This window comes from Terrabacter sp. Root181, assembly GCF_001428505.1.
In the GTDB taxonomy this organism is placed as follows: Bacteria; Actinomycetota; Actinomycetes; order Actinomycetales; family Dermatophilaceae; genus Terrabacter.
In genome coordinates this window covers 207390-229879 of record NZ_LMHU01000001.1, presented here as the reverse complement: position 1 = coordinate 229879, position 22490 = coordinate 207390, and the positions used below count along the sequence as shown (strand labels likewise).

General features: G+C 73.1%; 22 protein-coding genes. 9 read left to right on the top strand and 13 right to left on the bottom strand.

The window, feature by feature from the left end; all coding sequences use genetic code 11:
* Positions 1 to 3: 3 nt before the first annotated feature.
* Together ASD90_RS01030 and ASD90_RS01025 are read right to left on the bottom strand one after the other, a co-directional pair.
* Positions 4 to 2004: a VWA domain-containing protein gene (locus ASD90_RS01030; protein WP_157622916.1), complete on the bottom strand. Its 2001-nt coding sequence runs from the start codon at positions 2002 to 2004 to the stop codon at positions 4 to 6.
* A 9-nt stretch (positions 2005 to 2013) separates the two neighbouring features.
* A complete protein-coding gene (locus ASD90_RS01025) occupies positions 2014 to 3411 on the bottom strand; it encodes a sigma 54-interacting transcriptional regulator (protein ID WP_056750416.1) in 1398 nt (465 codons plus the stop codon).
* 95 nt (positions 3412 to 3506) lie between these two features.
* Here ASD90_RS01025 and ASD90_RS01020 point away from each other — a divergent pair, with 95 nt between their 5' ends.
* Complete coding sequence (locus ASD90_RS01020) at positions 3507 to 4385, top strand: DUF429 domain-containing protein (RefSeq protein ID WP_056750413.1); 879 nt, start codon at positions 3507 to 3509, stop codon at positions 4383 to 4385.
* Between the two features lie 37 nt (positions 4386 to 4422).
* Positions 4423 to 4554 carry a hypothetical protein gene (locus ASD90_RS22710; RefSeq protein ID WP_369793544.1) on the top strand — a complete coding sequence of 44 codons (132 nt, stop codon included), beginning with the start codon at positions 4423 to 4425 and terminating at the stop codon, positions 4552 to 4554.
* 131 nt (positions 4555 to 4685) lie between these two features.
* Here ASD90_RS22710 and ASD90_RS01015 read toward each other — a convergent pair whose 3' ends face one another.
* Complete coding sequence (locus ASD90_RS01015) at positions 4686 to 6167, bottom strand: MFS transporter (RefSeq protein WP_056750407.1); 1482 nt, start codon at positions 6165 to 6167, stop codon at positions 4686 to 4688.
* Between the two features lie 104 nt (positions 6168 to 6271).
* Between ASD90_RS01015 and ASD90_RS01010 the strand changes: the two genes are divergently transcribed.
* Positions 6272 to 6871 (top strand): TetR family transcriptional regulator, encoded by a 600-nt coding sequence (locus ASD90_RS01010; RefSeq protein ID WP_056750405.1) that lies wholly within the window; start codon positions 6272 to 6274, stop codon positions 6869 to 6871.
* Positions 6872 to 6973: 102 nt separating this feature from the next.
* Here the strand turns inward: ASD90_RS01010 and ASD90_RS01005 are convergent, their stop codons facing one another.
* Entirely contained in the window at positions 6974 to 8083 is a 1110-nt protein-coding gene (locus ASD90_RS01005) for an SGNH/GDSL hydrolase family protein (protein ID WP_056754169.1), read from the bottom strand.
* A 177-nt stretch (positions 8084 to 8260) separates the two neighbouring features.
* Here ASD90_RS01005 and ASD90_RS01000 point away from each other — a divergent pair, with 177 nt between their 5' ends.
* Complete coding sequence (locus ASD90_RS01000) at positions 8261 to 9106, top strand: alpha/beta fold hydrolase (RefSeq protein WP_056750401.1); 846 nt, start codon at positions 8261 to 8263, stop codon at positions 9104 to 9106.
* Between the two features lie 33 nt (positions 9107 to 9139).
* On the opposite strand, the gene ASD90_RS00995 is transcribed toward ASD90_RS01000, so the two are convergent.
* From ASD90_RS00995 to ASD90_RS00980, 4 genes are all read right to left on the bottom strand, one after another.
* The gene (locus ASD90_RS00995; RefSeq protein ID WP_056750399.1) at positions 9140 to 9964 is read right to left on the bottom strand and encodes an SDR family oxidoreductase; all 825 of its coding nucleotides are present in this window, start codon (positions 9962 to 9964) and stop codon (positions 9140 to 9142) included.
* 136 nt (positions 9965 to 10100) lie between these two features.
* Positions 10101 to 11003 (bottom strand): alpha/beta fold hydrolase, encoded by a 903-nt coding sequence (locus ASD90_RS00990; RefSeq protein ID WP_082588395.1) that lies wholly within the window; start codon positions 11001 to 11003, stop codon positions 10101 to 10103.
* Positions 11000 to 12223, bottom strand: a complete 1224-nt coding sequence (locus ASD90_RS00985) for an RNA polymerase sigma factor (protein ID WP_235506337.1) — start codon at positions 12221 to 12223, stop codon at positions 11000 to 11002. The genes ASD90_RS00990 and ASD90_RS00985 overlap by 4 nt, the downstream gene beginning before the upstream one ends.
* Before the next feature lie 28 nt (positions 12224 to 12251).
* Positions 12252 to 12647, bottom strand: coding sequence for a YciI family protein (locus ASD90_RS00980; RefSeq protein WP_056754163.1), 396 nt, complete (start codon positions 12645 to 12647; stop codon positions 12252 to 12254).
* Positions 12648 to 12793: 146 nt separating this feature from the next.
* Between ASD90_RS00980 and ASD90_RS00975 the strand changes: the two genes are divergently transcribed.
* The 3 genes from ASD90_RS00975 (at position 12794) to ASD90_RS00965 (ending at position 16212) form a co-directional block, all read left to right on the top strand.
* On the top strand, positions 12794 to 13927 hold the full coding sequence (locus ASD90_RS00975) for a glycoside hydrolase family 76 protein (protein ID WP_056750395.1): 1134 nt from the start codon (positions 12794 to 12796) through the stop codon (positions 13925 to 13927).
* A gap of 178 nt (positions 13928 to 14105) precedes the next feature.
* A complete protein-coding gene (locus ASD90_RS00970; RefSeq protein ID WP_056750392.1) occupies positions 14106 to 15200 on the top strand; it encodes a S9 family peptidase in 1095 nt (364 codons plus the stop codon).
* Between the two features lie 247 nt (positions 15201 to 15447).
* A complete protein-coding gene (locus tag ASD90_RS00965; RefSeq protein WP_056750391.1) occupies positions 15448 to 16212 on the top strand; it encodes a hypothetical protein in 765 nt (254 codons plus the stop codon).
* Positions 16213 to 16235: 23 nt separating this feature from the next.
* On the opposite strand, the gene ASD90_RS00960 is transcribed toward ASD90_RS00965, so the two are convergent.
* The 5 genes from ASD90_RS00960 to ASD90_RS00940 all read right to left on the bottom strand — a co-directional run bounded on the left by ASD90_RS00960 (position 16236) and on the right by ASD90_RS00940 (position 20827).
* Positions 16236 to 17231 (bottom strand): amidohydrolase family protein, encoded by a 996-nt coding sequence (locus ASD90_RS00960; protein WP_056750388.1) that lies wholly within the window; start codon positions 17229 to 17231, stop codon positions 16236 to 16238.
* The gene (locus ASD90_RS00955) at positions 17218 to 17754 is read right to left on the bottom strand and encodes a hemerythrin domain-containing protein (RefSeq protein WP_056750383.1); all 537 of its coding nucleotides are present in this window, start codon (positions 17752 to 17754) and stop codon (positions 17218 to 17220) included. The genes ASD90_RS00960 and ASD90_RS00955 overlap by 14 nt, the downstream gene beginning before the upstream one ends.
* Before the next feature lie 108 nt (positions 17755 to 17862).
* Positions 17863 to 19197, bottom strand: coding sequence for an aminopeptidase C (locus tag ASD90_RS00950; RefSeq protein ID WP_056750382.1), 1335 nt, complete (start codon positions 19195 to 19197; stop codon positions 17863 to 17865).
* 114 nt (positions 19198 to 19311) lie between these two features.
* Positions 19312 to 19911, bottom strand: coding sequence for a hypothetical protein (locus ASD90_RS00945; protein ID WP_056750380.1), 600 nt, complete (start codon positions 19909 to 19911; stop codon positions 19312 to 19314).
* A 19-nt stretch (positions 19912 to 19930) separates the two neighbouring features.
* Positions 19931 to 20827 carry an NAD(P)/FAD-dependent oxidoreductase gene (locus ASD90_RS00940; protein WP_056750376.1) on the bottom strand — a complete coding sequence of 299 codons (897 nt, stop codon included), beginning with the start codon at positions 20825 to 20827 and terminating at the stop codon, positions 19931 to 19933.
* A gap of 104 nt (positions 20828 to 20931) precedes the next feature.
* On the opposite strand from ASD90_RS00940, the gene ASD90_RS00935 reads away from it, so the two are divergent.
* Positions 20932 to 21369: a MerR family transcriptional regulator gene (locus ASD90_RS00935; protein WP_056750375.1), complete on the top strand. Its 438-nt coding sequence runs from the start codon at positions 20932 to 20934 to the stop codon at positions 21367 to 21369.
* Between the two features lie 87 nt (positions 21370 to 21456).
* A complete protein-coding gene (locus ASD90_RS00930; protein ID WP_056750372.1) occupies positions 21457 to 22476 on the top strand; it encodes an NAD-dependent epimerase/dehydratase family protein in 1020 nt (339 codons plus the stop codon).
* Positions 22477 to 22490: the final 14 nt, after the last annotated feature.

Here is a 22490-nt window from a genome sequence, read left to right as displayed (position 1 = left end):
GACTCAGCGGCGTCCGCGGCGGGTGCGCAGGTAGTCGGCGACGACGTACTCCCCGAGCCGTGCGATGTCGGGCGTGAACACGCGCCCGCCGGCCCGCCGAGCCACCGCGTCGACGAAGCGCCCCAGCCCCGGGTCGTCGCCCAGCATGAAGATGTTGAGCTGCGCCCCCGAGCGGCGCAGCTCGTCGACCTGCGCGACCGTCGCGCGCACCGTCTCCTGGGTCGCCGGCCAGTGGAACGCCGGCCTCCCGTCGATCTCGATGTGCGCCGTCGGCTCGCCGTCGGTGACGACGAGGACCACCGGCTCGGCGTCGGGGTGCCGGCGCAGGTGCCGCGACGCGAGCATGAGCGCGTGCTGGAGGTTGGTCCCCTGGACCCACTCGGGCTCGGCCTCGGTGAGCTCGGTGGGCGTGAGCGTGCGGGCCGCGAGGTTGAAGCCGATGATCTGCAGCGCGTCGTGCCGGAAGCGGGTCTGCACGAGGTGCGAGAGCGCGAGCGCCGTCTGCTTCATCGGCCCCCAGCGCCCCTCCTGCATCATCGAGAACGACATGTCGACGCACAGCGCGACCGCCGCCACCGAGCGCCGCTCCGTCTCGGCCACCTCGAAGTCCTCGACGAGCAGCTCCACCCCACCGCTGGCTGGAGCCGATGCCGTGCTCCGCTGGGCCGCGTTGCGCTGCAAGGCGTTCGAGACGGTGCGCACCGTGTCGATGGGCAGCTCGTCGCCGAACTCCCACTGCCGGGTCAGACCCGTCGGCTCGTCGGCCTGACCGGCGGCGCGGTCGTCGTGGTCGCCACGTCCGGCGGCCTCGACGCGCTCGAAGACCCGCTTGAGCGCGGTCTCGCCGAGGCGACGCACGGCGCGGGGCGTGAGCCTCAGCCCGTCGTCGCCGCGGGAGACGTAGCCCTGGCGCTCGAGCTCGCGCTCCAGCTGGCGCAGCGCCTCCATGTCGCGGGCGGCGTCGGCGCCGAGGTACTGCCCGAGCCGTTCGACGTCGACGTCGTCGAGGGTCGCGCCGAAGTAGCCCTGCCCGAGCTGCTCGCCGAGCTGCTCGAGGTCGGCGAGCTCGGCCACCGCGCCGACGGCGTCGCCGTAGCCCATCGGCTCGCCGCCCTGCCCCTGCTGCACCGGGCTGCGCCGGTCGAGCCCGGGCCGCAGGGCGCGGAGGTTGTCGGAGAGCTGCGCCATCTGCGACGCGAGGTCGGGGTCACCGAGTGCGTCGGACATGAGCTGGCCGAGCTGCTCGCGCTGCTCGGGCGTCAGGGAGGCCATCAGCCGGTCGGCCGCGGCCTGCCTCCGGGCGAGGGCGTCGATGAGCTCGTCGACGTTCTCGGGCTGCTCGGGGAAGAGGTCTCCGTGCTTGTCCATGAAGTCGCGGAACTGGTCCTCGGTGTCCTCCCCCCGGGCGTGGGCGGCGAGGAGCTGGTTGAGGTCGGCGAGCATGTCCTTGACGGCCTGCATCGCCTCGGGGTCGTTGCCCGACAGCGCCTGCTTGAGCCCTTCGAACTGCGCCCCGACGACCTCGCGCTGGAGCATCTGCTGGATCTGCTCGTAGGTCTCGCGTGCCTCCGGCGAGTGCCACGCGTAGTCGCCGAGCGCCCGCACCGCACCGGCGACGTCGTCGGGGATCGTCGCGAGGTCCATCTCGGCGAGCCGGGCGTCGTCACCGTCCTCGCCCGCGAGGGTGTCGCGCTCCTCGGCGAGCGCCTGGTCGAGCATCGCGCGCACCTGGTCGAGCGTGCCGCCGAGGTCACCGCGTCGGCGCGCGGCCTCCCGCAGGCGGCGTACGCGTTCGGCGAGGTCGTCGAGACCGCGGCGACCGTCCATGCCCCGTCGCATCAGCTCACGCAGCGCCTCGCGCAGCGACCCGCCGGACAGGACGTCGTGACCGACCTCGTCGAGGGCCGACCGCACGTCGAAGGGCGGGGCGAGCGGGTCGGGCCCGCCCGACCACGGCGCATAGCGGAACCGTCCGTGCACCTCGTCCCCGTCGCGCGGCGTCATCGGCACGACCTACACCCCGTAGACCGTGCGGCCGGCGACGGAGTCCTTGTCGATGCGGCGCGTCAGGTGAAGCCCCTCGAGCACGAACTCCACTGCGGCAGCAACCTGCCCGGGCGTCGCGTCGTCGCCGTGGCCGAGCCGGTCGAGCACCTTCGACAGGCCCGGCACCGGCCCCACCTGGGCGAGCAGGTCGGCGCCCGGCACGAGCTCGCCGGTCTCGACGACGGCGCCCTCGGCGAAGAGGTTCGTGAACCCGGTGAGGTCGAGCCCGGAGAGCCTGGACCGGTAGGTCTCGGCGACGGCGAGGCGCAGCAGGTGCGCCAGCACGTCGCGCTCGCGCCCCTCCTCCCCCATCTCGAACTCGACCTTGCCGAGGAGGGTGGGCACGACGGTGGGGACGTCGCAGACGCGCGCGACGGCATACGCCTCCCCGGAGCGGGCGGCGCGGCGCAGCGCGGACCCGGCCACCCCCTCGGCCCCGGCGATCGCGAACCGCGCCGACACGCCGGACCGCTGGTCGACGGCGGACGACTCGCGCAGACCACGCGTGAATCGCGCGATGACCTCGAGGAGGTGCTCGGGCACGTCGGCGACGAGCGCGGACTCCTGCGCGATGAGGGCGACCTCGTCGCTGACCTCGGTCGGGTAGTGCGTGCGGATCTCGGCGCCGAAGCGGTCCTTGAGCGGCGTGATGATGCGCCCGCGGTTCGTGTAGTCCTCGGGGTTGGCGGTCGCGACGAGGAGGAGGTCGAGCGGCAGCCGCAGCGAGTAGCCGCGGATCTGGATGTCGCGCTCCTCGAGCACGTTGAAGAGCGCCACCTGGATGCGCTCGGCGAGGTCGGGCAGCTCGTTGAGGCCGAAGATGCCGCGGTTGCTGCGCGGCACGAGGCCGTAGTGCACCGTCTCCGGGTCGCCGAGCGTGCGGCCCTGCGCGACCTTGACCGGGTCCACGTCGCCGACGAGGTCGCCGACGCTGGTGTCGGGCGTCGCGAGCTTCTCGGTGTAGCGCTCGCTCCGGTGCCGCCACGCCACGGGCAGGTCGTCGCCGAGCTCGGCGGCCAGCCGGCGACAGCGCGTGCACGACGGCGCGTGCGGGTCGTCGCCGATCTCGCAGCCCTCGACGACGGGGCTCCACTCGTCGAGCAGCCCGGACAGCGTGCGCATCAGGCGCGTCTTGCCCTGGCCGCGCTCGCCGAGGAGCACGAGGTCGTGGCCCGCGAGCAGCGCCGTCTCGAGCTCGGGCAGGACGGTGTCCTCGAAGCCGACCATCCCCGGGAACGCGTCGTCACCGGCGCGCAGCCGCGCCAGGAGGTTCTCGCGGATCTCGCTCTTGACGCTGCGGTGGACGTGGCCCGAGGCGCGGAGCTCGCCGAGGGTGGTGGGACGACCGGTGTCGGGGTGGGTCATTGCCTCACGCTACGTCCGACTCCCGACGGTGTCGAAGGGTGCGTCGAGGGCTGGGCGCTCACCACGGTCGCGCGGCGATGGGGTTGAGTGGTGCCATGGAGACGGACGCGCAGCGGATCCGCGAGCTCGCCGACGGGCTGGCGTCCGGTCTGGCCGGCGCGACCGACGACGAGGTCGCGGCCGCCCTCGCCGAGAGCGTCACGTCGCTGCGACGGCTCGCCGACGTGGTCGAGCGGCGGTCGGACGCGCTCGCAGCGACCGGGCGGCTCGCACCGGTCGAGGTCGTCGTCCCCGTGCTCGGCGTCGACGGCTGCTCGGCCGGCTGGGTCGGAGCGCTGCTCGAGCCCGGAGCCCCACGTCCGCGCATCGTCGTCGCGCCGACGATCGCCGACCTCGTCGCCATGGTGCGCGAGTCGACGGGCATCCGCGTCGTCGCCATCGACATCCCGATCGGCCTGCCCGACAACACGATCCGTCAGGCCGACGTCCTCGCGCGCCAAGCCCTGCCGGGCAAGGCGTCGTCGATCTTCTCCACCCTGACCCGCTCCGCGTACGCCGCGGCGACGCGCCTCGAGGCCGACTCGGTCAACCGTGGTCTCGTCGGCCAGGGCGTCGGTGCGCAGGCGTTCGCCCTCCGCGACAAGATCGTCGAGGTCGACGCCTGGCTGCGCACCCGGCCCACGGTGACCGTCCTCGAGGTCCACCCCGAGGTGTCGTTCGCCGCGATGACGGGCGCACCGATCACAGCAAGCAAGAAGACCGACGAGGGACGCGACCAGCGGCTCGCAGCGCTCGCCGCCGGAGGCATCCCCCGCCCCTCCGTGCTCCAGGGCCAGGGGTACGCCGTCGACGACGTCCTCGACGCCTGCGCGGTCGCGTGGTCGGCCGCGCGTCACGCGTCGGGTCTCGCGCGCCCGCTGCCGGACCCGCCCGAGGTCTTCTCCGACGGCATCCCGGCCGCCATCTGGGCCTGAACGTCGAGCGCCCCCAAAGGTGCCGGATGACAGGGCGATGCTGATCACGCTCGACGACTGCTTCGCTCCGGCGCGGGCGCTCTACGCCGCGGACGGGTTCACCGGGTGCGGACCCTTCGGCTCCAAGCGACCCGACCCGCACAGCACCTTCATGACCCTCGAGCTCTGAGCCGCCGCGCGACCACACCACGACGCGGAGCGCTCAGTCGAGTGGGGTCGGGCGCTCACTCGAGAGGGGGTGACGAGGTATGCCGTCGCGACCGGGCGCGACGGCATACCTCGTCCGGTCTGGGCCGGGACTCAGGCGGCAGCCGCCGGCTCGGGTGAGCGCCGGATGAAGAGGACGACGACCGCGGCGAGCAGCGCGGCCCCGGCGCACAGCGCGAAGAGCTGGCGGTAGGCCGTCAGGGACGGCACCGCGAAGGCTCCGAGGATGACCGTGTTGGCGGCGAGGATGCTGCCACCGAGAGCCGAGGCCAGCGAGCTGCCGAGGCTGCGAAACAGCGCGTTGAGGCCGTTGGCGGCCGCGATCTCGGAGCGCGGCGAGTGCTCGTTGATGAGCGACGGGATGGCGGCGTAGCCGATGCCCGTGCCGATCCCGACCACGGTCGTGCCGATGATGACCTCGGTGAGGCTCGCGGTCCAGACGATGCGCATGAACCAGCCGAGGGCGACGATCACCGCGCCGAGGGCGAGGGTCTGCGGCGCACCCCACGAGCCGATGAGGCGGGCGGCGATCGGCGAGAAGATGATCATCGCGATGCCGCTCGGGAGCAGGGCCAGACCACCGGTCATCAGGCTCGCGCCGAAGCCGTAGCCGCTCGCCGCCGGGGCCTCGATGAACGACGCCGTGCCGAGGAACGAGGCGAAGAGGGCGAAGCCGAAGAGGACCGAGGCGATGTTGGTCAGCACGATCGGGCGCCTGCGCAGCGCCCTGAGGTCGACGAGCGGCTCGCGGATGCGGGTCTGGCTCCAGCCGAAGACCACGAAGAGCACGGCGGACGCACCGAGCAGCCACCAGACACGGGGGTCCGACCAGCCCCACGCGGCGCTCTGCGTCAGCGGCAGCAGGAGCGTCAGGAGCGCGCTGCCCATGAGCACGGCACCGACGATGTCGACCCGACCACCGCTGCGGCCCGGCGCCTCGGGGACCATCAGGCGGATGCCGACGAGGGCGACGAGGCCCGCGAACGAGGTGATCCAGAAGAGGGCGTGGAAGGAGAAGTGCTCGGCGACGAAGCCGGCCAGGGGCAGTCCGAGCGCGCCACCGACGCCGAGCATCGCGCTGACGAGGGCGACGGACGACGCGACGCGCTCCTTGGGCATCGTCGTCATGAGCAGGCTGATCCCGAGCGGGATCGCGGCGGCGGCCATGCCCTGGATCGCGCGGCCGGCGATGAGCAGGGCGATGTTGTCGGTCACGGCCGTGAGGAGCGAGCCGAGCGTCAGGGCGGCGAGCGAGACGAGGAGCATCCGGCGCTTGCCGAACATGTCGCCGAGGCGGCCCATGATCGGCACTGAGATGGCGGCGACGAGCAGCGTCGAGGTGAGCAGCCACGAGACGTTGCTCGCGGACGTGTGGAGGTCGGCCGGCAGGGTCGACAGGACGGGGACGAGCAGCGACTGCGAGAGCGCGACGACGAGGGCGCCGAGGCCGACGAAGACGAGCTGGACGGTGGCCCGGTTCGAGGTCGTGGTCTCCTCGCCGGCCCGCCGGGTGGCCGGCTCGGTGGTCGCCACGGTCGAGGCTGCCGTCTCGGGCGGCTCGGTGCTGACGGACATGCGGACTCCTACGGGAAGAACTGCGGTGTCCTGACACTGTACGCCCATCGTGACACCCGGTGTCAAACACGGCAGGCGATGCCAGAGCCTGCTAGGATGGCCGCATGCCAGCGACGCCGACGACCCTCCGGGACCGCGCCCGTGGGGCCGTGCGCGACGAGGTGTCGAAGCAGGCGTGGCGCCTCTTCGCGACGCAGGGCTTCGAGCTGACGACCGTCGAACAGATCGCCGCCGCGGCCGGCATGTCGCGGCGCACGTTCTTCCGCTACTTCGAGAGCAAGGAGGACCTCGTCCTCGACCGGCTCCTCGAGTCCGGCGAGTCCGTCGTCGACGCAATGCGTGAGCGACCGGCCGACGAGTCGCCGTGGGCGGCCCTGCGGAGGGCCTTCGAGGCGATCGTCAGCCTTCAGGAGACCCACGCCGTGAGCTCACGCCCCCTCCAGCTGATGCTCCACCGCGAGCCCGTGCTGCGCGGGACGGTCACCGAGCTGCACCGCCGCTGGCTCGAGTCGCTCACCCCCCTCGTCGCCGAGCGGATGCCTCGCCGCCGCGCCCACCGCGGGCCCGACGTCCGCGCGGCGGCGATGACGAGCAGCGCCCTGGCCTGCCTCGAGATCGCCCAGACGACGTGGGCCGGCGACCCCTCCGTCCGCCTGGCACCCCTGCTCGACGAGGTCATGGGCGCCGTCTCGCCGCTCACCTGAGCTCGGCGGTCCCCACCACGACGTGACCGAGGTATGCCGTCGCGACCGGACGCGACGGCATACCTCGTCCCAGCGGGGCCGGTGTCCCGAACCCCGTGGAGCTCAGCCGGTGACGGCGACCCGGAGGGCTCCGGCGGTCGCGTCCCAGCCGGCCTGGGTCGGGTGGACGAACTCGGCGACGTCGCGGCCCGGCGTCCCGACGGGGACGAGCCATGCCGCGGAGTTGTCGGCGACGACGTGCGGGTCGAGGCCGTGGACGCGACCGCCCCAGGCGGCCTTGACGGTGTCGACGAAGTGGTACGGCGTCGTCCCGTCCTCGGCGTTGAGCTCGGCGACGCCGCGAGCCTGGAGGTCGTCACCGAGCCGCTGGAGGTCGTTGAGCGCCCGGCCGGCGTCGTAGACCGGCGCGACCTCGGGGATGGCGTAGCTCTCGGTGTCGATGAGGAACGGGTAGCTGAGCAGGTAGACCTGCGCGTGACCGCCCGAGCGCGCGACGACGGCCCGCAGCGCGTCCTTGGTGCGCTGGACCATCTCGGGCGCCTTGGCCGAGGCCGCCTCGAGGGACTGGCGGCAGCTCGACGGGTCACGCAGGGTCAGGCAGTCGACGACGATCGTGGAGAAGCCGATGTCGTTGCCGCCGATGGTGAGGAGGGCGAGGTCGGTGTCGGGCGTGACCGCGTCGATCTGCGGACGCGCGACGAGCTGGCACGACACGGTGCCCGTGTAGAGGTCGTTCACGCCGACGCCCGCGACGAACGTGTACGTGTACGAGAAGTCGGGCTGTGCCGGCACCCCGCAGAGCCGCTCGGTCTGCGCCCGGCGCAGCCACTCGGCCTTCTGGTCGGGGTGGCGCGCCGGGTCGACCGAGTACGTCCCCGTCTTCGTGGACGCGTCACCGAGCAGGCGCGGCTCGAGGATGTCGGCGACGACCCCGCCGCTGCAGGCCGCGTCGGTGTAGGTCGCGTCGATCGAGGCCGCGACCTGCCACCCGTAGTTGTCCGGGGAGCGGTAGCAGCTGCGCTCCTCGTAGGTGCCGGTGCCGTTGCCGGCCGAGTAGGAGTCGCCGAGCTGCACGACGTGCGGCGCGTCCGTCGCGACGGCGGAGGGAGCCGCGGCGGCCCCGCCGGTCGCGAGGGCGGCGGCTGCAGCGAGGGCCGCGACGAGCGCTGCGGCAGGCCGGGCACGGCGGGCGGTGCGTGAGGAACGGGGCACGGCGGGACTCCTTCGTCCGGTGTCGGTCTCGGAGGAGAACGAGCCCGCCACCGGCGAGGTCACGCGACGGGCCCGGCGCTGCAGGCGCTGCACCCGTCGGGAGGCGAACGTCGGGTGGCGCGCGGCGGGTCCCACGAAGCGCGTACGCGGGCAGCGCTGCCGCCGTAGCGTTCGGCCATGGAGCGCACAGACTTCGTCGCCTCGGGCACCGACGGCGACCTCGGCGGGTTCGTCACCGGTGCGGGACAGCCGGTGCTGCTGGCCCACGGCGGCCCGGGCCTGGGCTATGACCACCTGAGCACCCTCGTCGAGGAGCTCGCCGCCGGGTTCCGGGTCGCTTACTACCAGCAGCGCGGACTCCCGCCCTCGACGACCACGGGTGCCTTCACTGTCGCGGAGGCGGTCGGCGACGCCGTCGCGGTGCTCGACCACCTCGGCTGGGACCGCGCCTGGTTCGTCGGGCACTCCTGGGGCGGGCACCTCGGCTTCCATGTCGCGGAGGCCATCCCCGACCGGCTGCACGGGGTCCTCGCCGTGGACCCGCTCGGTGGGGTCGGCGACGGGGCCGCGGAGGCGTTCGGTGCGGAGATGTTCGCCCGGGTCCCCGCCGACCGGCGGGCACGCGCCGAGGCGCTCGACGAGAAGGACATGAACGGCACGGCGACGCCCGAGGAGGAGGCGGAGACCTGGGACCTGGTGTGGCCCGGCTACTTCGGCGACCCCTCGCACGTCATGCCGAGGCCCGAGATGACCGTCTCGCCGGAGGCCCACGTGGGCCTGTGGAACGACCTCAAGGCGAGGCTCCCCGACCTCGAGTCGGGGCTGGTCGACATCCGGGTCCCCGTCGGGGTCGTCGTCGGCGAGCGCAGCCCGATGCCGCCCGACCGAGCCGGCGGGGCGACGGCGGACGCGATCCCCGGAGCGTGGGTCGAGGTCGTCGACGGCGCCGGGCACTTCGTGTGGTGGGAGCGTCCGGGCTCGGTGCTGCGGGCCCTTCGCCGCCTCGCGGACGAGAGTGCCTGACCCACGCTCGCGGGTCAGGCACTCCCGGCCGGCTCAGCCCTGGGCGAGCTGGGACACGTCGTCCCACTTCTCCCACGTCTCGATCCGCGAGGCGTAGTCGGCCTTGGCGATCGAGAGCGGGGCCGCGCCGAAGAAAACGCGCAGCGGCGGCTCGTCGGCGTCGACGACCTTGAGCACGGCGGCCGCGGAGGCCTTGGGGTCGCCGGGGCCCGACGTGTTGCGGGCCGCGCGCTCGCGGTGGGTCCGCTCGCGGATGTCGTCGTAGGGCGACGACGGCGCCGAGTGCTTGGCCGACGGGCCGGCCCAGTCGGTCGAGAAGCCGCCGGGCTCGATGAGCGTGACGTGGATGCCGAAGGGCGCGACCTCCTGGGCGAGCGACTGGCTCAGACCCTCGAGCGCCCACTTCGACGCGTGGTAGGCGCCGACGATCGGGAACGCGGAGATGCCGCCGATCGAGCTGACCTGGATGATGTGGCCGGATCCCTGCTCGCGCATGATCGGCAACGCCGCCTGCGTGACCCAGAGGGCGCCGAAGAAGTTCGTCTCCAGCTGGTTGCGGACGTCGGCCTCGCTCAGCTCCTCGACGAAGCCGAAGTGGCCGTAGCCGGCGTTGTTGATGACGACGTCGAGCCGGCCGAAGCGCTGGTGCGCCTGCTGGACGGCTGCGATGTCCGCGTCGCGGTCGGTGACGTCGAGGGCGATCGGCAGCAGCCGGTCGCCGTAGGTCTGGACGAGGTCGTCGAGGGTCGAGGTGTCACGGGCGGTCGCGGCCACGTTGTCGCCCCGCTCGAGTGCGGCGGTCGCCCACTCGCGACCGAACCCGCGGGACGTTCCGGTGATGAACCACGTTTTCGTCATGCGCTCGACGCTATGACTTCGAGTGCACTCCAACGCAAGCCGGGCGACGGCCGGGTCGAGGTGATGCCGGCACCGACCCGGCTCCCGCGATCACCTCGAACGGGCAGAGCGGCGGGCGCTCAGGAGCGGTGGGCGCTCAGGAGCGGCGGGCGGCGCGGGCGAGCCAGGTGAGGGCGTCCTCGGCAGTGCTGAGCACGGAGACGTGACCGTCGAGAGGCTGGAGCCACAGGTCCGCGTCGGGGATCGCGCTCGCGAGCCACTCGCCGTGCGAGACCGGCACGATGCGGTCGGCGCCGCCGTGCACGACGAGCGCCGGCGCCGCGACGTCGCGGGGATCGAAGCCCCAGTCGGAGACGTAGGCGAGGTCGTCGTCGATGAGCGCGGCCGGGCCGGCCGCCAGCGCCGGGCCGACGACCGAACCGAACCAGCCCCACGGACCCGAGAAGGCCTCCTCGTCCGCCTCCACGAAGCCGAAGTCGACCTCGCCGTCCGGCACCTGGGCCGCAGCGGCCTCATGAGCCTCCTTGGCCTCGCGACCGGCGGCCGCGGCACGCAGCGACGCCTCGCCGCCCGGCGCCATCCCGGCGAAGAAGTCCAGCCCCGGGGCGCCGAACGGTGCCACTCCCGAGACGGTCACGACGCCGAGCACGCGGTCGCCGAGCAGCGCCGCGGGGGCCAGAGCGTGCGTGCCTCCGCCCGAGTGGCCCATCACCGCGAACGAGCCCACGCCGAGGTGGTCGACGACGGCCGCGACGTCCCGCGCCGCCGAGGCGACGTCACGACCCGGTCGAGCAGTCGAGCCGCCGTAGCCGGGCCGGTCGTAGGACACCCAGCGGATGCCGAGGCGGGCCGCCGCGGCGAAGAGCGGCTGCGGGGGCGCCCCGATGTTCGGGGTGCCGTGGTGCCACACGACGACGAGCGCCTCGACGTCCGGGGTCCCCGGGCCGCCGGTGTCGTAGACGTGGAGCACGTGACCGTCGCCGAGGTCGACGTCGCTCTCGGTCACGGCGGGCGCGGGGGTGTCGGCGGCGTCGCTCACAGGGCTTCGGCCTTTCGTCGGAGGTGGTCCTGCTCGGGGATGCTCGTCGTGAGACGTGACGCGAGCAGGTAGCTCTCGCGGGCCCTCTCGGTGTCGCCGGACATCTCGAGCAGGTGCGCCCGCACGGCGTGCAGGCGGTGGTGCCGGGCGAGACGCTTGTCCTGCTCGAGGTCGTCCAGCACCGCCAGACCTGCGGCCGGCCCCTCGACCATCGCGAGCGCGACGGCGCGGTTGAGCGTCACGACCGGCCCGGGGGCGAGCTGCTCGAGGAGCCCGTAGAGCGCGAGCACCTGCTCCCAGTCGGTCTCGGCCCCCGAGGGCGCCTCGTCGTGCACCGCGGCGATGGCCGCCTGCACCTGGTAGGGCCCGAGCCGGGTCCGCGTCAGGGAGTCGGTCACGAGGGCCACGCCCTCGTGGACGTATGCCGTGTCCCACCGAGAGCGGTCCTGCTCGGCGAGCGGCACGAGCTCTCCCGCCTCGTTCGTGCGGGCGGGGCGCCGCGCCTCGGTGAGCAGCATGAGGGCGAGGAGGCCGGCCACCTCGCCGTCGTCGGGCAGGAGGGCGTGCGCCTGGCGCGTGAGGCGGATCGCCTCTGCCGTCAGGTCGACCCGGTGCAGCTCGTCACCGGTGCTTGCCGTGTGCCCCTCGGTGAACACGAGGTAGAGGACGTGGAGCACCTCGCGCAGACGGTCCGGCACGTCGTCGGGCGGCGGCATCCGGAACTCCGCGCCCGACTCGCGGATCCGCTGCTTGGCCCGGCTGATCCGCTGGGCCATCGTCGCCTCGGGCACGAGGAAGGCGTGCGCGATCTGCGCGGTGGTGAGGCCGCCGACTGCCCTGAGGGTCAAGGCGATCCGGGACGCCGGGGCGAGCGCGGGGTGGCAGCAGAGGAGGAGCAGCGTCAGGGTGTCGTCGTGGTCACCCGGCCCGACGGCATACGGCGGCGGGGCCACGAGCTCGTCGGCAGGAGCCCGCGTCGCGTCGGCGAGCTCACGACGCTCTCGTGCCTCGTCGCTGCGCAGGCCGTCGATGAGCCGGCGCGAGCCGACCCGGATGAGCCACGCCTTGGGGTCGTCGGGCACGCCGTCCTCGGGCCACTGCGCGGCGGCGGCGAGCAGCGCCTCCTGGGCGGCCTCCTCGGCGCGGTCGAAGTCGCGGTAGCGGCGCACGAGCGCACCGATGACCTGCGGCGTCACGCTGCGCCACAGGTCATCGGTCACGACGGGTCCTCCCACGCCACAGTCCTTCTCAGAGGTCCTCGGCCGAGCCGCCCATGAGCGGGCGCACCTCGACGGCCGCGAACCGGGCGTCGGGGAAGCGCCCCGCGATCTCCTCGGCCCGCTCGGGCGTCGCGCAGTCGACGACGAAGTAGCCGGCCATCTGCTCCTTCGCCTCGACGAACGGCCCGTCGGTGACGAGGCTCTCGCCGTCGCGGACGCGGACGCTCCGGGCCGTGAGCGGGTCCGCGAGCGCCTGGGCGGTGACGAGCTCACCGGACTCGCTGATCTCGCGCATCAGGTCCTCGAAGGCGCGCAGCAGCCCCGCCCGCTCGTCGTCGGTCATGGCCGCGGCCTCCGGCGTGCGCAGGAAGATCGGGTGCCCCCAGGTCTGCGGGTTGCTCCAGATCATCAGCAGGTACTTCACGTCCACTCCTTCGTCCTGACGCCGTCCAGGCGCCCTCGTGGCGGCGGGTTCCTCGTCAGGAGACGTCGGAGCCGCGGCCGCGATCTCGACACCGACCGACCCTTCCACAGTCCCGGTGGCGGCGGGGGCCGCGATAGCGTCGCAGCGTGTCCGCCGGTGACGTCCCGACCCGACCTCCGACCGCCCTCGACGAGCGTGCGGCGGAGGCCGAGCGCTCCGTGACGGCACTCTTCGCGGGCCCCCTCGGGCGGGTGCCACTGACGCACCTCGCGCGGATCGTCCACCCCGTGCCGCCCGGGTCGCGGGCGTTCGGCGGGCTCCGCGGGACGTGGCACTACTGGTGGCAGGCGCACTACCTCGACGCGCTCGTCGACGCCGGCGTCCGGGCCCTGCGGACCGGCGACCGGACCGGCGCCGAGGAGCACGCGGCCCGGGGCGACCGGCTGCTCAAGACGATCCGGCTGCGCAACCGAGTGCGATGGGTCAACGACTTCTACGACGACATGGCCTGGCTCGCCCTCGCCTCGGGCCGGCTCCAGACCCTGCACGACGAGATCGGCCGCACGGCCCGGGGTCGGCGCCTCCGGTCGGCGAGCCGTCACCTCACCGGCCAGCTGCGCGCGGCGCACACGGACGACCTCGGCGGTGGCCTCTTCTGGAGCCGTGACCGCGACTTCAAGAACAGCCCGGCGACCGGCCCGGCCGCCCTGCACCTCGCCCGTCTCGGCGACACCGACGAGGCGCGTCGGCTCGTCGACTGGCTCTACGCGCGCCTGTGGTCACCGGAGAGCGGGCTCGTGCTCGACGGCATACGGCTGCGCGGCGGCGAGGAGGTGCTCGTCCCGGACGTCTGGTCCTACAACCAGGGCACCGTGCTCGGCGCGCTCGTGACGTTGGGCGACGAGGAGAGCCTGATGCGCGCGGCCGCCCTCGTCGCCGCCGTGGACGCTCGGCTGACGACCGAGGTCGACGGGGGTCGCGTGCTCCGGACGCACGGCGGTGGTGACGGCGGTCTCTTCACCGGCATCCTCGTGCGCTATCTCGCCCTCGCGGCGACCGAGCCCGGGCTCGACGCCGTGGCGCGCGAGACGGCACGAGGACTCGTCGCCGCGACGGCCGAGGCGCTCTGGCGCGGCCGGGCGAGCCTCGCCGTCCCGGGTCGCCGCGACCCGACGGTCTTCCCCGTGGAGCCCGGCGGGCGCGCGCCCGGTCCGCCGCTCGAGCTGTCACCGCAGCTGCAGGCGTGGACCGTCCTCGAGGCCGCCGCCACCCTCCCCTGACCGGTCGGACGTCCGCCGACGGACGACCGTTGGTATGCCGTGTCGACCGTTCCGGCGTGTCGTGCGGCGTGTCGGGTGGGGCGTCTGCCAACGGTCGTCGGTCGGTGGAGGTCTCGGAACGGGCACGAAGGCTGGGAGCGGGCTGGGAATCCGGGCGGTCCCGGGTGAGACTCGAGAGGTGCGCACCCCCAGAGCCCTCGTGACCGGCCTGGCCGCCGCGCTGCTGCTCGGTGCCTGCTCGACCTCGGGGCCGGCCGCCGGGCCCGCCGACGACCGCGGCGGAACCACCGGGCCCAGCCCCACGGCATACGCCGGCCCGAGCCAGGGCGCGAGCGAGACGGCCACGTCGACGCCCACCGCGTCCACCCCGACACCCGCGCCGAGCCCGACGAAGCCCGCGCCCGACCCGGCCTCGATCGAGGCCCTCATCGCGACCCGCTACGAGGGCGGCAACCTGAGGCTGGGCCGTGAGCGCGGCAGCACCGACGCGTACCGGCAGTACTTCGCGACCTATGAGAGCAACGGGCTGACGATCTCGGGACGCATCAACATCCCGCGGGGCAAGGGCCCGTTCCCCGCCGTGGTCCTGGCCCACGGCTACGTCGACCCGGCCGTCTACACGAACGGCGAGACGATGCTCCGCGAGCGCGACTACCTGGCCCGCCGGGGCTACGTCACGCTCCACATCGACTACCGCAACCACGCGCAGTCCGACCGCGACCCCCGCAACGATGCCAACCTCCGCGCCGCCTACACCGTCGACGCGATCAACGCCGGGCTGGCGCTCAAGAAGGCCCAGGTCGTCGACCCGAGCCGCATCGCGATCATCGGCCGGTCGATGGGCGGCGGGGTCGTCTTGGGCGTCCTCGTCGTACGCCCGGGGCTCTTCCGCGCGGCCGTGGCCTACGCGCCGGTGAGCTCCGACAGCGTCGACAACTTCGACAAGTGGGTGCGGCGCGACGCCTCCCGTTCCGGCGCGGCGCGGGCCGTCATCGGGCGGCTCGGCACGCCCGAGGCGGAGCCGGCCGCGTGGGCGGCGACGAGCCCCCGCACCTACTTCGGCCGCATCACCGAGCCGCTCCTCATCCACCACGGCACCGCCGACGAGGACTGCCCGCTCACCTGGTCCCGCAAGTCCGTCGCCGCCCTGAAGGCCAAGGGCAAGGACGTCGAGCTGCGCGTCTACCCCGGCGGGCGGCACACCCTGACGTCGCCGCAGTGGGACACCTCGATCCGGCGCACCGAGGCCTTCCTCCAGCAGCACCTGGGCTGAGGTCCGGACGGGCTGGAGCGCCTGACCGTCGCCGTGACGTATCCGGAGGGCCCCTCGATCTCTCTGAATCTCCATGGCGATGTCACCGGACACGCCACCATCGAAGGATGTCCTGCGATCTCGCGCAGGACGTTCCGGGGCTCGTCCCGGTTCGGGGGCCGCGGCGACCACGCCAAGGCAAGGGGAAGAGATGATACGCACACAGCGGTGGGGCGCAGCTGCGCTCGCAGCCGTCACGGGAGTCATCATGTCGGCAGGGACGGCGCTGGCCGCCGCACCCGCCAACGACGTCAGCGGCAGCGCACTGGCCATCGGGGCCCTGCCCTACAGCACGACCCTCGACACGAGCGAGGCCACCACCGACGCGGACGACGCCGCGCTCAACGCGTCGTGCGGCGCCCCGGCGACGGACGCGAGCGTCTGGTTCACCTTCACGGCGGCCGCCGACAGCATCGTCGTCGCCGACGTCAGCGGCTCCGACTACAGCGCCGGCGTGATCGTGGCGCAGGGCACGGGCAGCTCGGCCACGGTCATCGCCTGCGGACCCGGAGGCTCCGGGTGGGCGGCGTCCGCAGGGGAGACCTATACGATCCTCGCCTTCGACGACCAGGAGGACGGGGTCGGCAACGGCGGACTGCTCGACATCACCGTCGAGACGGCTCCGGACGTGCCGTCCATCGAGGCCACCATCAACCCGATCGCCCAGTTCGACAAGGCGACCGGCGGCGCGTACGTGTCCGGCACGGCGACGTGTTCGGGCGAGGCCGACTTCGCGTTCGTCGACGTCCAGCTCAGGCAGCGGGTCGGTCGGATCCTGATCCAGGGATTCGGTGAGACCGAGATCGCCTGCACCGGGTCCGTCGAGCCGTGGACGGTCTTCGTCCTCGGCGACAACGGGCTCTTCAAGGGCGGCAAGGGCGCGACGGCCACCGCCGCCGTGGCCTGCAACATCAGCGGCTGTGGCGAGTACTTCGCCGACCAGACGGTCCAGCTCAAGGGCCGGACGCACTGAGGCCGGCGGGTGACCGGTCGGCGTCAGGTCGACGCCGACCGGTCACCCTCGCTCGGGGCTGCTGTCGAGGCCACGTCCAGACCAGCGTCCAGGCCACCGTCCAGGCCACCGTCCAGGCCCAGGAGTCGGGCGCCGTTGTGCCACAACACCGCTCGCATCCAGCCGTCGCCGAGGCCGAGGCGGGCGAGGGCGTCGAGCTGGTGGGCATAGGGGTAGGGGATGCTCGGGAAGTCCGATCCGAGCGCGACCCGGTCGCGCAGGGTCGCGAGGCGCTCGACGTAGCCGTCGGGGAAGGGCGCGAAGCGGTTCGTGAAGTCCGTGCCGCTCATCGTCGTGTCGAGGTGGACACCGGCGAACTCGTCTGCGAGGTCGGCGAACTCGTGGTACTCCGGCATGCCCAGGTGGGCCACGACGAGCACGAGGTCCGGGTGTCGACGGAGCACCTGGCGCACGGCGTCCGGGCCGGTGTGGGTGCCGCGGATCGGTGCCGAGCCGGCGTGGATGACGACCGGGACCCGGGCGCGCTCGAGTCGCGCCCACGCCGGGTCGAGGCGCTCGTCGTCAGGGGTGAAGTCCCCGACCTGGACGTGCATCTTGAACAGGCGCGCCCCGTCGTCGAGGGCCGCCGCGACGACGTCGCCCACGCCGGGCTCGGGGTAGAAGGTCGCGCAGTGGACCGCGTCCGGCACCGTGCGGGCGAAGTCGGCGCACCACGCGTTGAGCCACTGCGCCATGCCGGGCTTGTGCGGGTAGACGAGCGCCGGGATCGTCTGCAGTCCCAGCGACCGCAGTGTCGCGAGGCGCGTCTCCTCGTCGTCGCGGTAGGTGACCGGCCACGGCGTGCCGTAGTGCGTCTCGGCCTCGTCGAAGTAGTCCCACACCTTGCGCTGCATGGCGTCGGGCAGGAAGTGGACATGGACGTCGGCGAGGCCCGGCAGCCCGAGAGAACGGACGTATGCCGGCACGTCGGCGTCCGTCAACGGGCCCGGCGTCGTGTGGTGCGCGTCAGTAGTCGTCATCGTCTCGCACCGACAGCACGGCCTCGACCCACGACTCGTCGTCGAGGCCGTCGAGCGCGGCACCGATGCTGCGCTCCTCGAAGGCGAAGTGGGAGTCCATGATCGCGGTCAGCCCGTCGAGCTCACCGACGAGACGAGCGCGGTGGCCGTCGTCGCCCGCGCTCGTGGCCGTGTCGACGAGGTGCTCGACACGCGCGAGGATGCCCGCCACGAGGTGATGGTCCTCGACGATCTTGTCGAGCATCGGGCCGAGGTCGGGTCGCTCGACGCGCAGCGCGGCGAAGAGTCCGTCGTCCTCGCCGGTGTGGTGAGCCTGCAGGGCGAGGCAGAAGCCGAGACAGTGCTCGAGGATGCCGGTGGCCGGGGACTCCGCGTCGACCGTCGTCGTCCCAGGTCGGGCGAGACCGTCGCGGATCACGCGCACCCGTCCCCGCAGGTCGTCGTGCACGGCGGTGAGCTGGGCGGCCAGCGCCATCGTGCGGTCGTGGTCGTCATGACGGGGGTCGCGGAAGCTCGGGGGCATGGTGCACCCAGTCCATCACGCGGCTGGTCGGCGACGCCGTCCACCTGACGTACGAGCGCGCCGCCGCCTGACCGGCAGCGACGCGCTCGACGCGGAGCGAGAGCGGACTCAGCCGGCGAGGGCGCCCATCGGGTCCCAGGCGGGCAGGACGATCGGGTCGCGGGTCAGCGCCTCCTGCAGCTCGCCCGGCAGCGCGTCGCGGCGGACGGCCACCTCGAAGACGAACTCGGCGAACCAGCCGTCGTTCATCGTCATGAAGCCCTTGTCGCCCTTCTCGGTGCCCCAGCTGTTCTCGACGCGCCAGCGTCGCGGGAGGTCGTCGAGCAGGTCGACGCCGGTGAAGAGCATCGCGTGCGTCATGAGTGACTCGTGGTGGAGCAGCCGGTCGGCCTTGCCGAGGCTCGGCTCGGTGCCGTAGATCGCGGCCCGGTCGAAGAGGCCGGCGTCCCAGAGGCCGAGGGTGGCGTTGGACATCTGCCCCGTGTCGCAGCCGAACCACACCGGCTCGCCCCCGAGGATCGCCTGTGCCGCAAGGGACTTCATGAGGTCGGGCTCGACGTTGAGGTAGGTGACGGGCGGTGCGCCGACGACGTTGCCGAGGTGCTCGACGGTGAAGGTGTGCCCGTAGGGGCTGCTCGCGCGAGGGTCGTTGACGAGGCAGACGTAGTCCTCGAGAGGCACCGTGACGTAGCGCTCGGCGAACTCGAGCGGCGTCATGGTGCCATCGCGGTGGAAGCCCCCGTCGGTGTCCTTCCACTGCCACACGAACGACTCGGGCGGCGTGCCGAGGTGGATGCAGAGCAGGCGGTGGACCGTCGCGAGCGCCTGCTCCTTGGCGTCCTGCAGGTCCTCGGCGTCGTCGCCGTCGGCTGCCTTGGCCCGCAGGTCGCGCGCGGCCTGGCGCAGGATCGTGCTGAGGTCGCGGTTCATCTGGCCGGTGTTGCTCGAGCTCTTCGTCTCGGGCATCGCGACCTTCGGCACGAGTCCGTGCTTGACCACGAGCGCGACGAACATGTTCCACTGCCCGCCGTCCTCGGCCGGCGTCGCGAGCAGGTGCGCGACCGTGCGGTCGTCGACGTCGCGGTCGGTCGTCGCGATGATCGACTCGAGCCAGTGGTTGGCCTTCTCGAACTTGTCCCAGAAGAGCAGGTGGTTCTGCGAGAACTCGAAGTCCTTGACCTTGAGCTTCTCGCGCGCGCTCGCGCGCAGCAGGTTGGTGCCGGCGAAGAGCCAGCAGCGGCCGCTCTTCTCCTGGGACGTGGCGCTCCAGTCGTCGAGCAGGTTCGAGACGGAGTGGTCGATGCCCGTCACGACCCGGCGGTCGAGCGCGATGTCGTCGACCGACGTCGTCGTGACGGCGTTCTGCAGCATCCGGGCAGTGGGGTCGGCCTCGAACGCCTTCGTGAGGCGCTCGACGAGGTCGGGGGCAAGGTCGCGCGGCATGGGCCACTCCTTCGAGCTTTCTCGGGTCCCAGCATCGTATGCCGCCCAGCCCGCACCCACCCGGCCCCACCCCACCCGAGTGAGCGCCCCGCCACACGGGTCAGGCCAGGTCGGTCACACGCTCTCGGCGACGACCTCGATCGGGACGACGCCGGCATACGCCTGCGCGGCAGCCCGGACCTCGTCGGCGGTGAGTGACCCGGGGACGAGCGCCGGGTCGGGGCGGAAGTGGACGACCGTCCCCGTCGACGCCTGACCGGGCACGGCCTCCGGCACGCCCTGCGGTTGGCCGCGCTCGAGACGCTGGCTCCACCCACCCTCGGTGCGGCGGTTCGTGTGGACGACCCACTCGCTCAGCGCCGCGACGACCGAGATGCCGGCCCGCGGCGACCCGTCGGGCAGCAGGGGCGCGTCGTCACGGCCGTAGAAGCGCAGGTCCCTCGTCGCCATGACCGGCTTGACCCGCGCGACGCCGTCGTCGTCGACGCGCGTCTCGGTGCCGCGCCCGTCGTCCGCGACGGACACGGAGCCGTCCGCGTGGAGCACGACGCGGATCCGGGTCGTCGACCCTTCGACGGCCTCGTCGACCGGGTAGGCGAGCACCTCCAGGACGAGTCGAAACGGGCCGGCCGACGCGAACTCGCTTGCGTTGCGCCGGATCTCGTCGAGGTGGTCGGTGTCGACCGGGCTGCTCCAGCTGTGCGTTGCTCCCACAGCCCCACCTTGCCAGACCTCAGCGCGACAGCAACGCCATGATCGCCGCCGAGGCCGCGAGCTGGCCGGCGGCCATCGACGACACGACCGAGGACATCGGCATCGGGTAGGCCGGGAGGTGCGCCATGTCGCCCGCGCAGAAGACGCGCTCGCGGCTCGACCGGCCGAACTCGTCGACGCGGACCGCCCCGGACGGGTTGAGCTCGAGTCCCAGCTGCTCGGCGAACGGTGCCGACTGGTGGAGCTCCGGCTTCACGAAGAGGCCTGCGACCTGCTCGTGCACCTGCTCACCGTCGACGCCTTCGAGCACCACGCGTACGCCCCCGTCGTGCCGTTCGACCGCGACGACCCGCTCGGTGCGCACGATCGCCACCGCCGGAAGGCCGTCCGGCACGTCCGCACCGTCGGCGAGCACGACGAGCTCGGACGCGATGCGCCCGAGCAGCGCCGACAGGTGGGGCGCGTTCGCGGCGCCGAGGATGCCGACGCGCTGACCGCTGAGCTCGTGCCCGTGGCAGAAGGGGCAGTGCGCGACGAGGTCGCCCCAGAGCGGGTCGAGCCCGGGCACCGGCGGCAGCGTGTCACGGACCCCGGTGGCGAGCACGACGGCATACGCCGTCACGGTCGTGCCGTCGGCCGCATGTAGGAGGAAGCTCCCGTCGACCTCCTCGATCGACGCGACGCGCTCCTCCCGCACGCTCACGGTGTCGTATGCCGTGAGCTGCCTGCGCGCGTCGGCGCGGAAGTCCGCCGGCGGGGTCCCGTCGTGCGCGACGACGTTGTGCATGTGGCTGACGGTGGCGTTGCGGTAGGTCCCGTCGTCGAAGAGGACGGCGTCTCGGTGGATGCGGCCGAGGGTGAGGGCGGCCTGGAGGCCGGCGGGGCCTCCGCCGATGACGGCGACGTCGGTGTGCATGAGTGGCTCCTTGCGGTTGTCCGGCGGTTGTCCGGCAGTTGTCCGGCGGTCGGTCCCGGGCGGCTCTGTGCCTGTTGCGATCCAGCGTGTACCTTCATGTGGACATGAAGGCAAGGCAGCGTGACGAGACGTGGACCGTCGGTGAGCTGGCGGCGCGTTTCGACCTGCCGACGAACGTGCTGCGGCACTGGGAGACGTTCGGGCTGCTGACCCCGGCGCGCGACGGGTCCGGCTACCGGCGCTACGGACGCACCGACCTCGTGCGGGTCGCGGTCATCCTGCGCAACAAGGCGGCCGGGATGACGCTCGAGCAGATCGGCGTGCTGCTCGACGGCGAGGCGGCCGGTCGACACGAGGTGCTCGAGGCCCACCTGCGCGACCTCGACGAGCGGGCGCGGTCCATCGACCGCTCGCGCGAGATGACCGAGCACGCGCTGCGCTGCCGGGCGCACGACATCGTCGCGTGCCCGCGCTTCTCGCAGCACGTCGCCGACCTCACGGAGGGCCGCACGGCGACGGCCCGCATCGCCGACTGGGAGTAGGGCTGCACCGCACCAGCCGCTGGACGGCCTTACGTCGACAGCGAAGGGGCCTTGGCGTCGCGGCGCGTCCGGGCGAGGATCGTGCCCATGAGACTGCTCGTGCTCGGAGGCACCCACCACGTCGGTCGCGCGTTCGTCGAGGCCGCCCTCGCCCGCGGCGACGAGGTCACCACGGTGACCCGCGGCGTCAGCGGCACGCCCGTCGAGGGCGCCGAGGCGCGGCACGCCGACCGCCTCGACCCCCGGGCCCTGCGCACCGCGCTGGGCGACGACGAGTGGGACGCCGTGTTCGACACGTGGTCGGCCGAGCCGGTCGCGGTGCAGACGTCGGCCCGGCTGCTGAGCGGACGCGCCCCGCACTACACGTACGTCTCGTCGTGCTCCGTCTACACGTGGCCGATCGCGGTGGGTTCCGACGAGGGCGCGCCGGTCGTCGAGGGCGACCCGTCGTCGACCGACGGCTCGGACTACGCCGCGGCCAAGCGCGGGGGCGAGCTCGCCGCGCTCGCGGAGTTCGACGGCGACGTGGCGATCGCCCGCGCCGGGCTCATCCTCGGCCCGTACGAGATGGTCGGCCGGATGCCGTTCTGGCTCAAGCGGATCGCCGCCGGTGGGCGCGTGCCCGCACCGGGTCCGTATGACCGGCCGTTGCAGTACGTCGACTGCCGCGACATCGCGGACTGGGTGCTCGGGTCACGGGCGGTCGGCACCTTCAACATGGTGAGCGAGCCCGGCCACACGACGATCGGCGCCCTGCTCGACGAGGTGCGTGCCGTGACGGCGAGTGATGCCGAGCTCGTCTGGCTCGACCCGGAGACGGTCGAGGCGGCCGGCGTCCAGCCCTGGACCGAGCTGCCGATCTGGGTCCCGCCGACGGGCGAGCTCGCCGGCCTGCACGCGCTCGACACCTCGGCGGCCGCGGCGGCCGGCCTGCGCTGCCGGCCGATGCCCGAGACCGTCGCCGACACGTGGGCGTGGCTCGAGCGCGAGGGGCTGCCCGAACGCCCGACCAACCGTGGCGGAGGTCCCATGGACGCCGCCGCCGAGGCCCGCCTCTGGGCCGCCCACGACGCCGCCACCACCACCGCGACCACGACCACGACCTGAGAGATCCCCTCCCG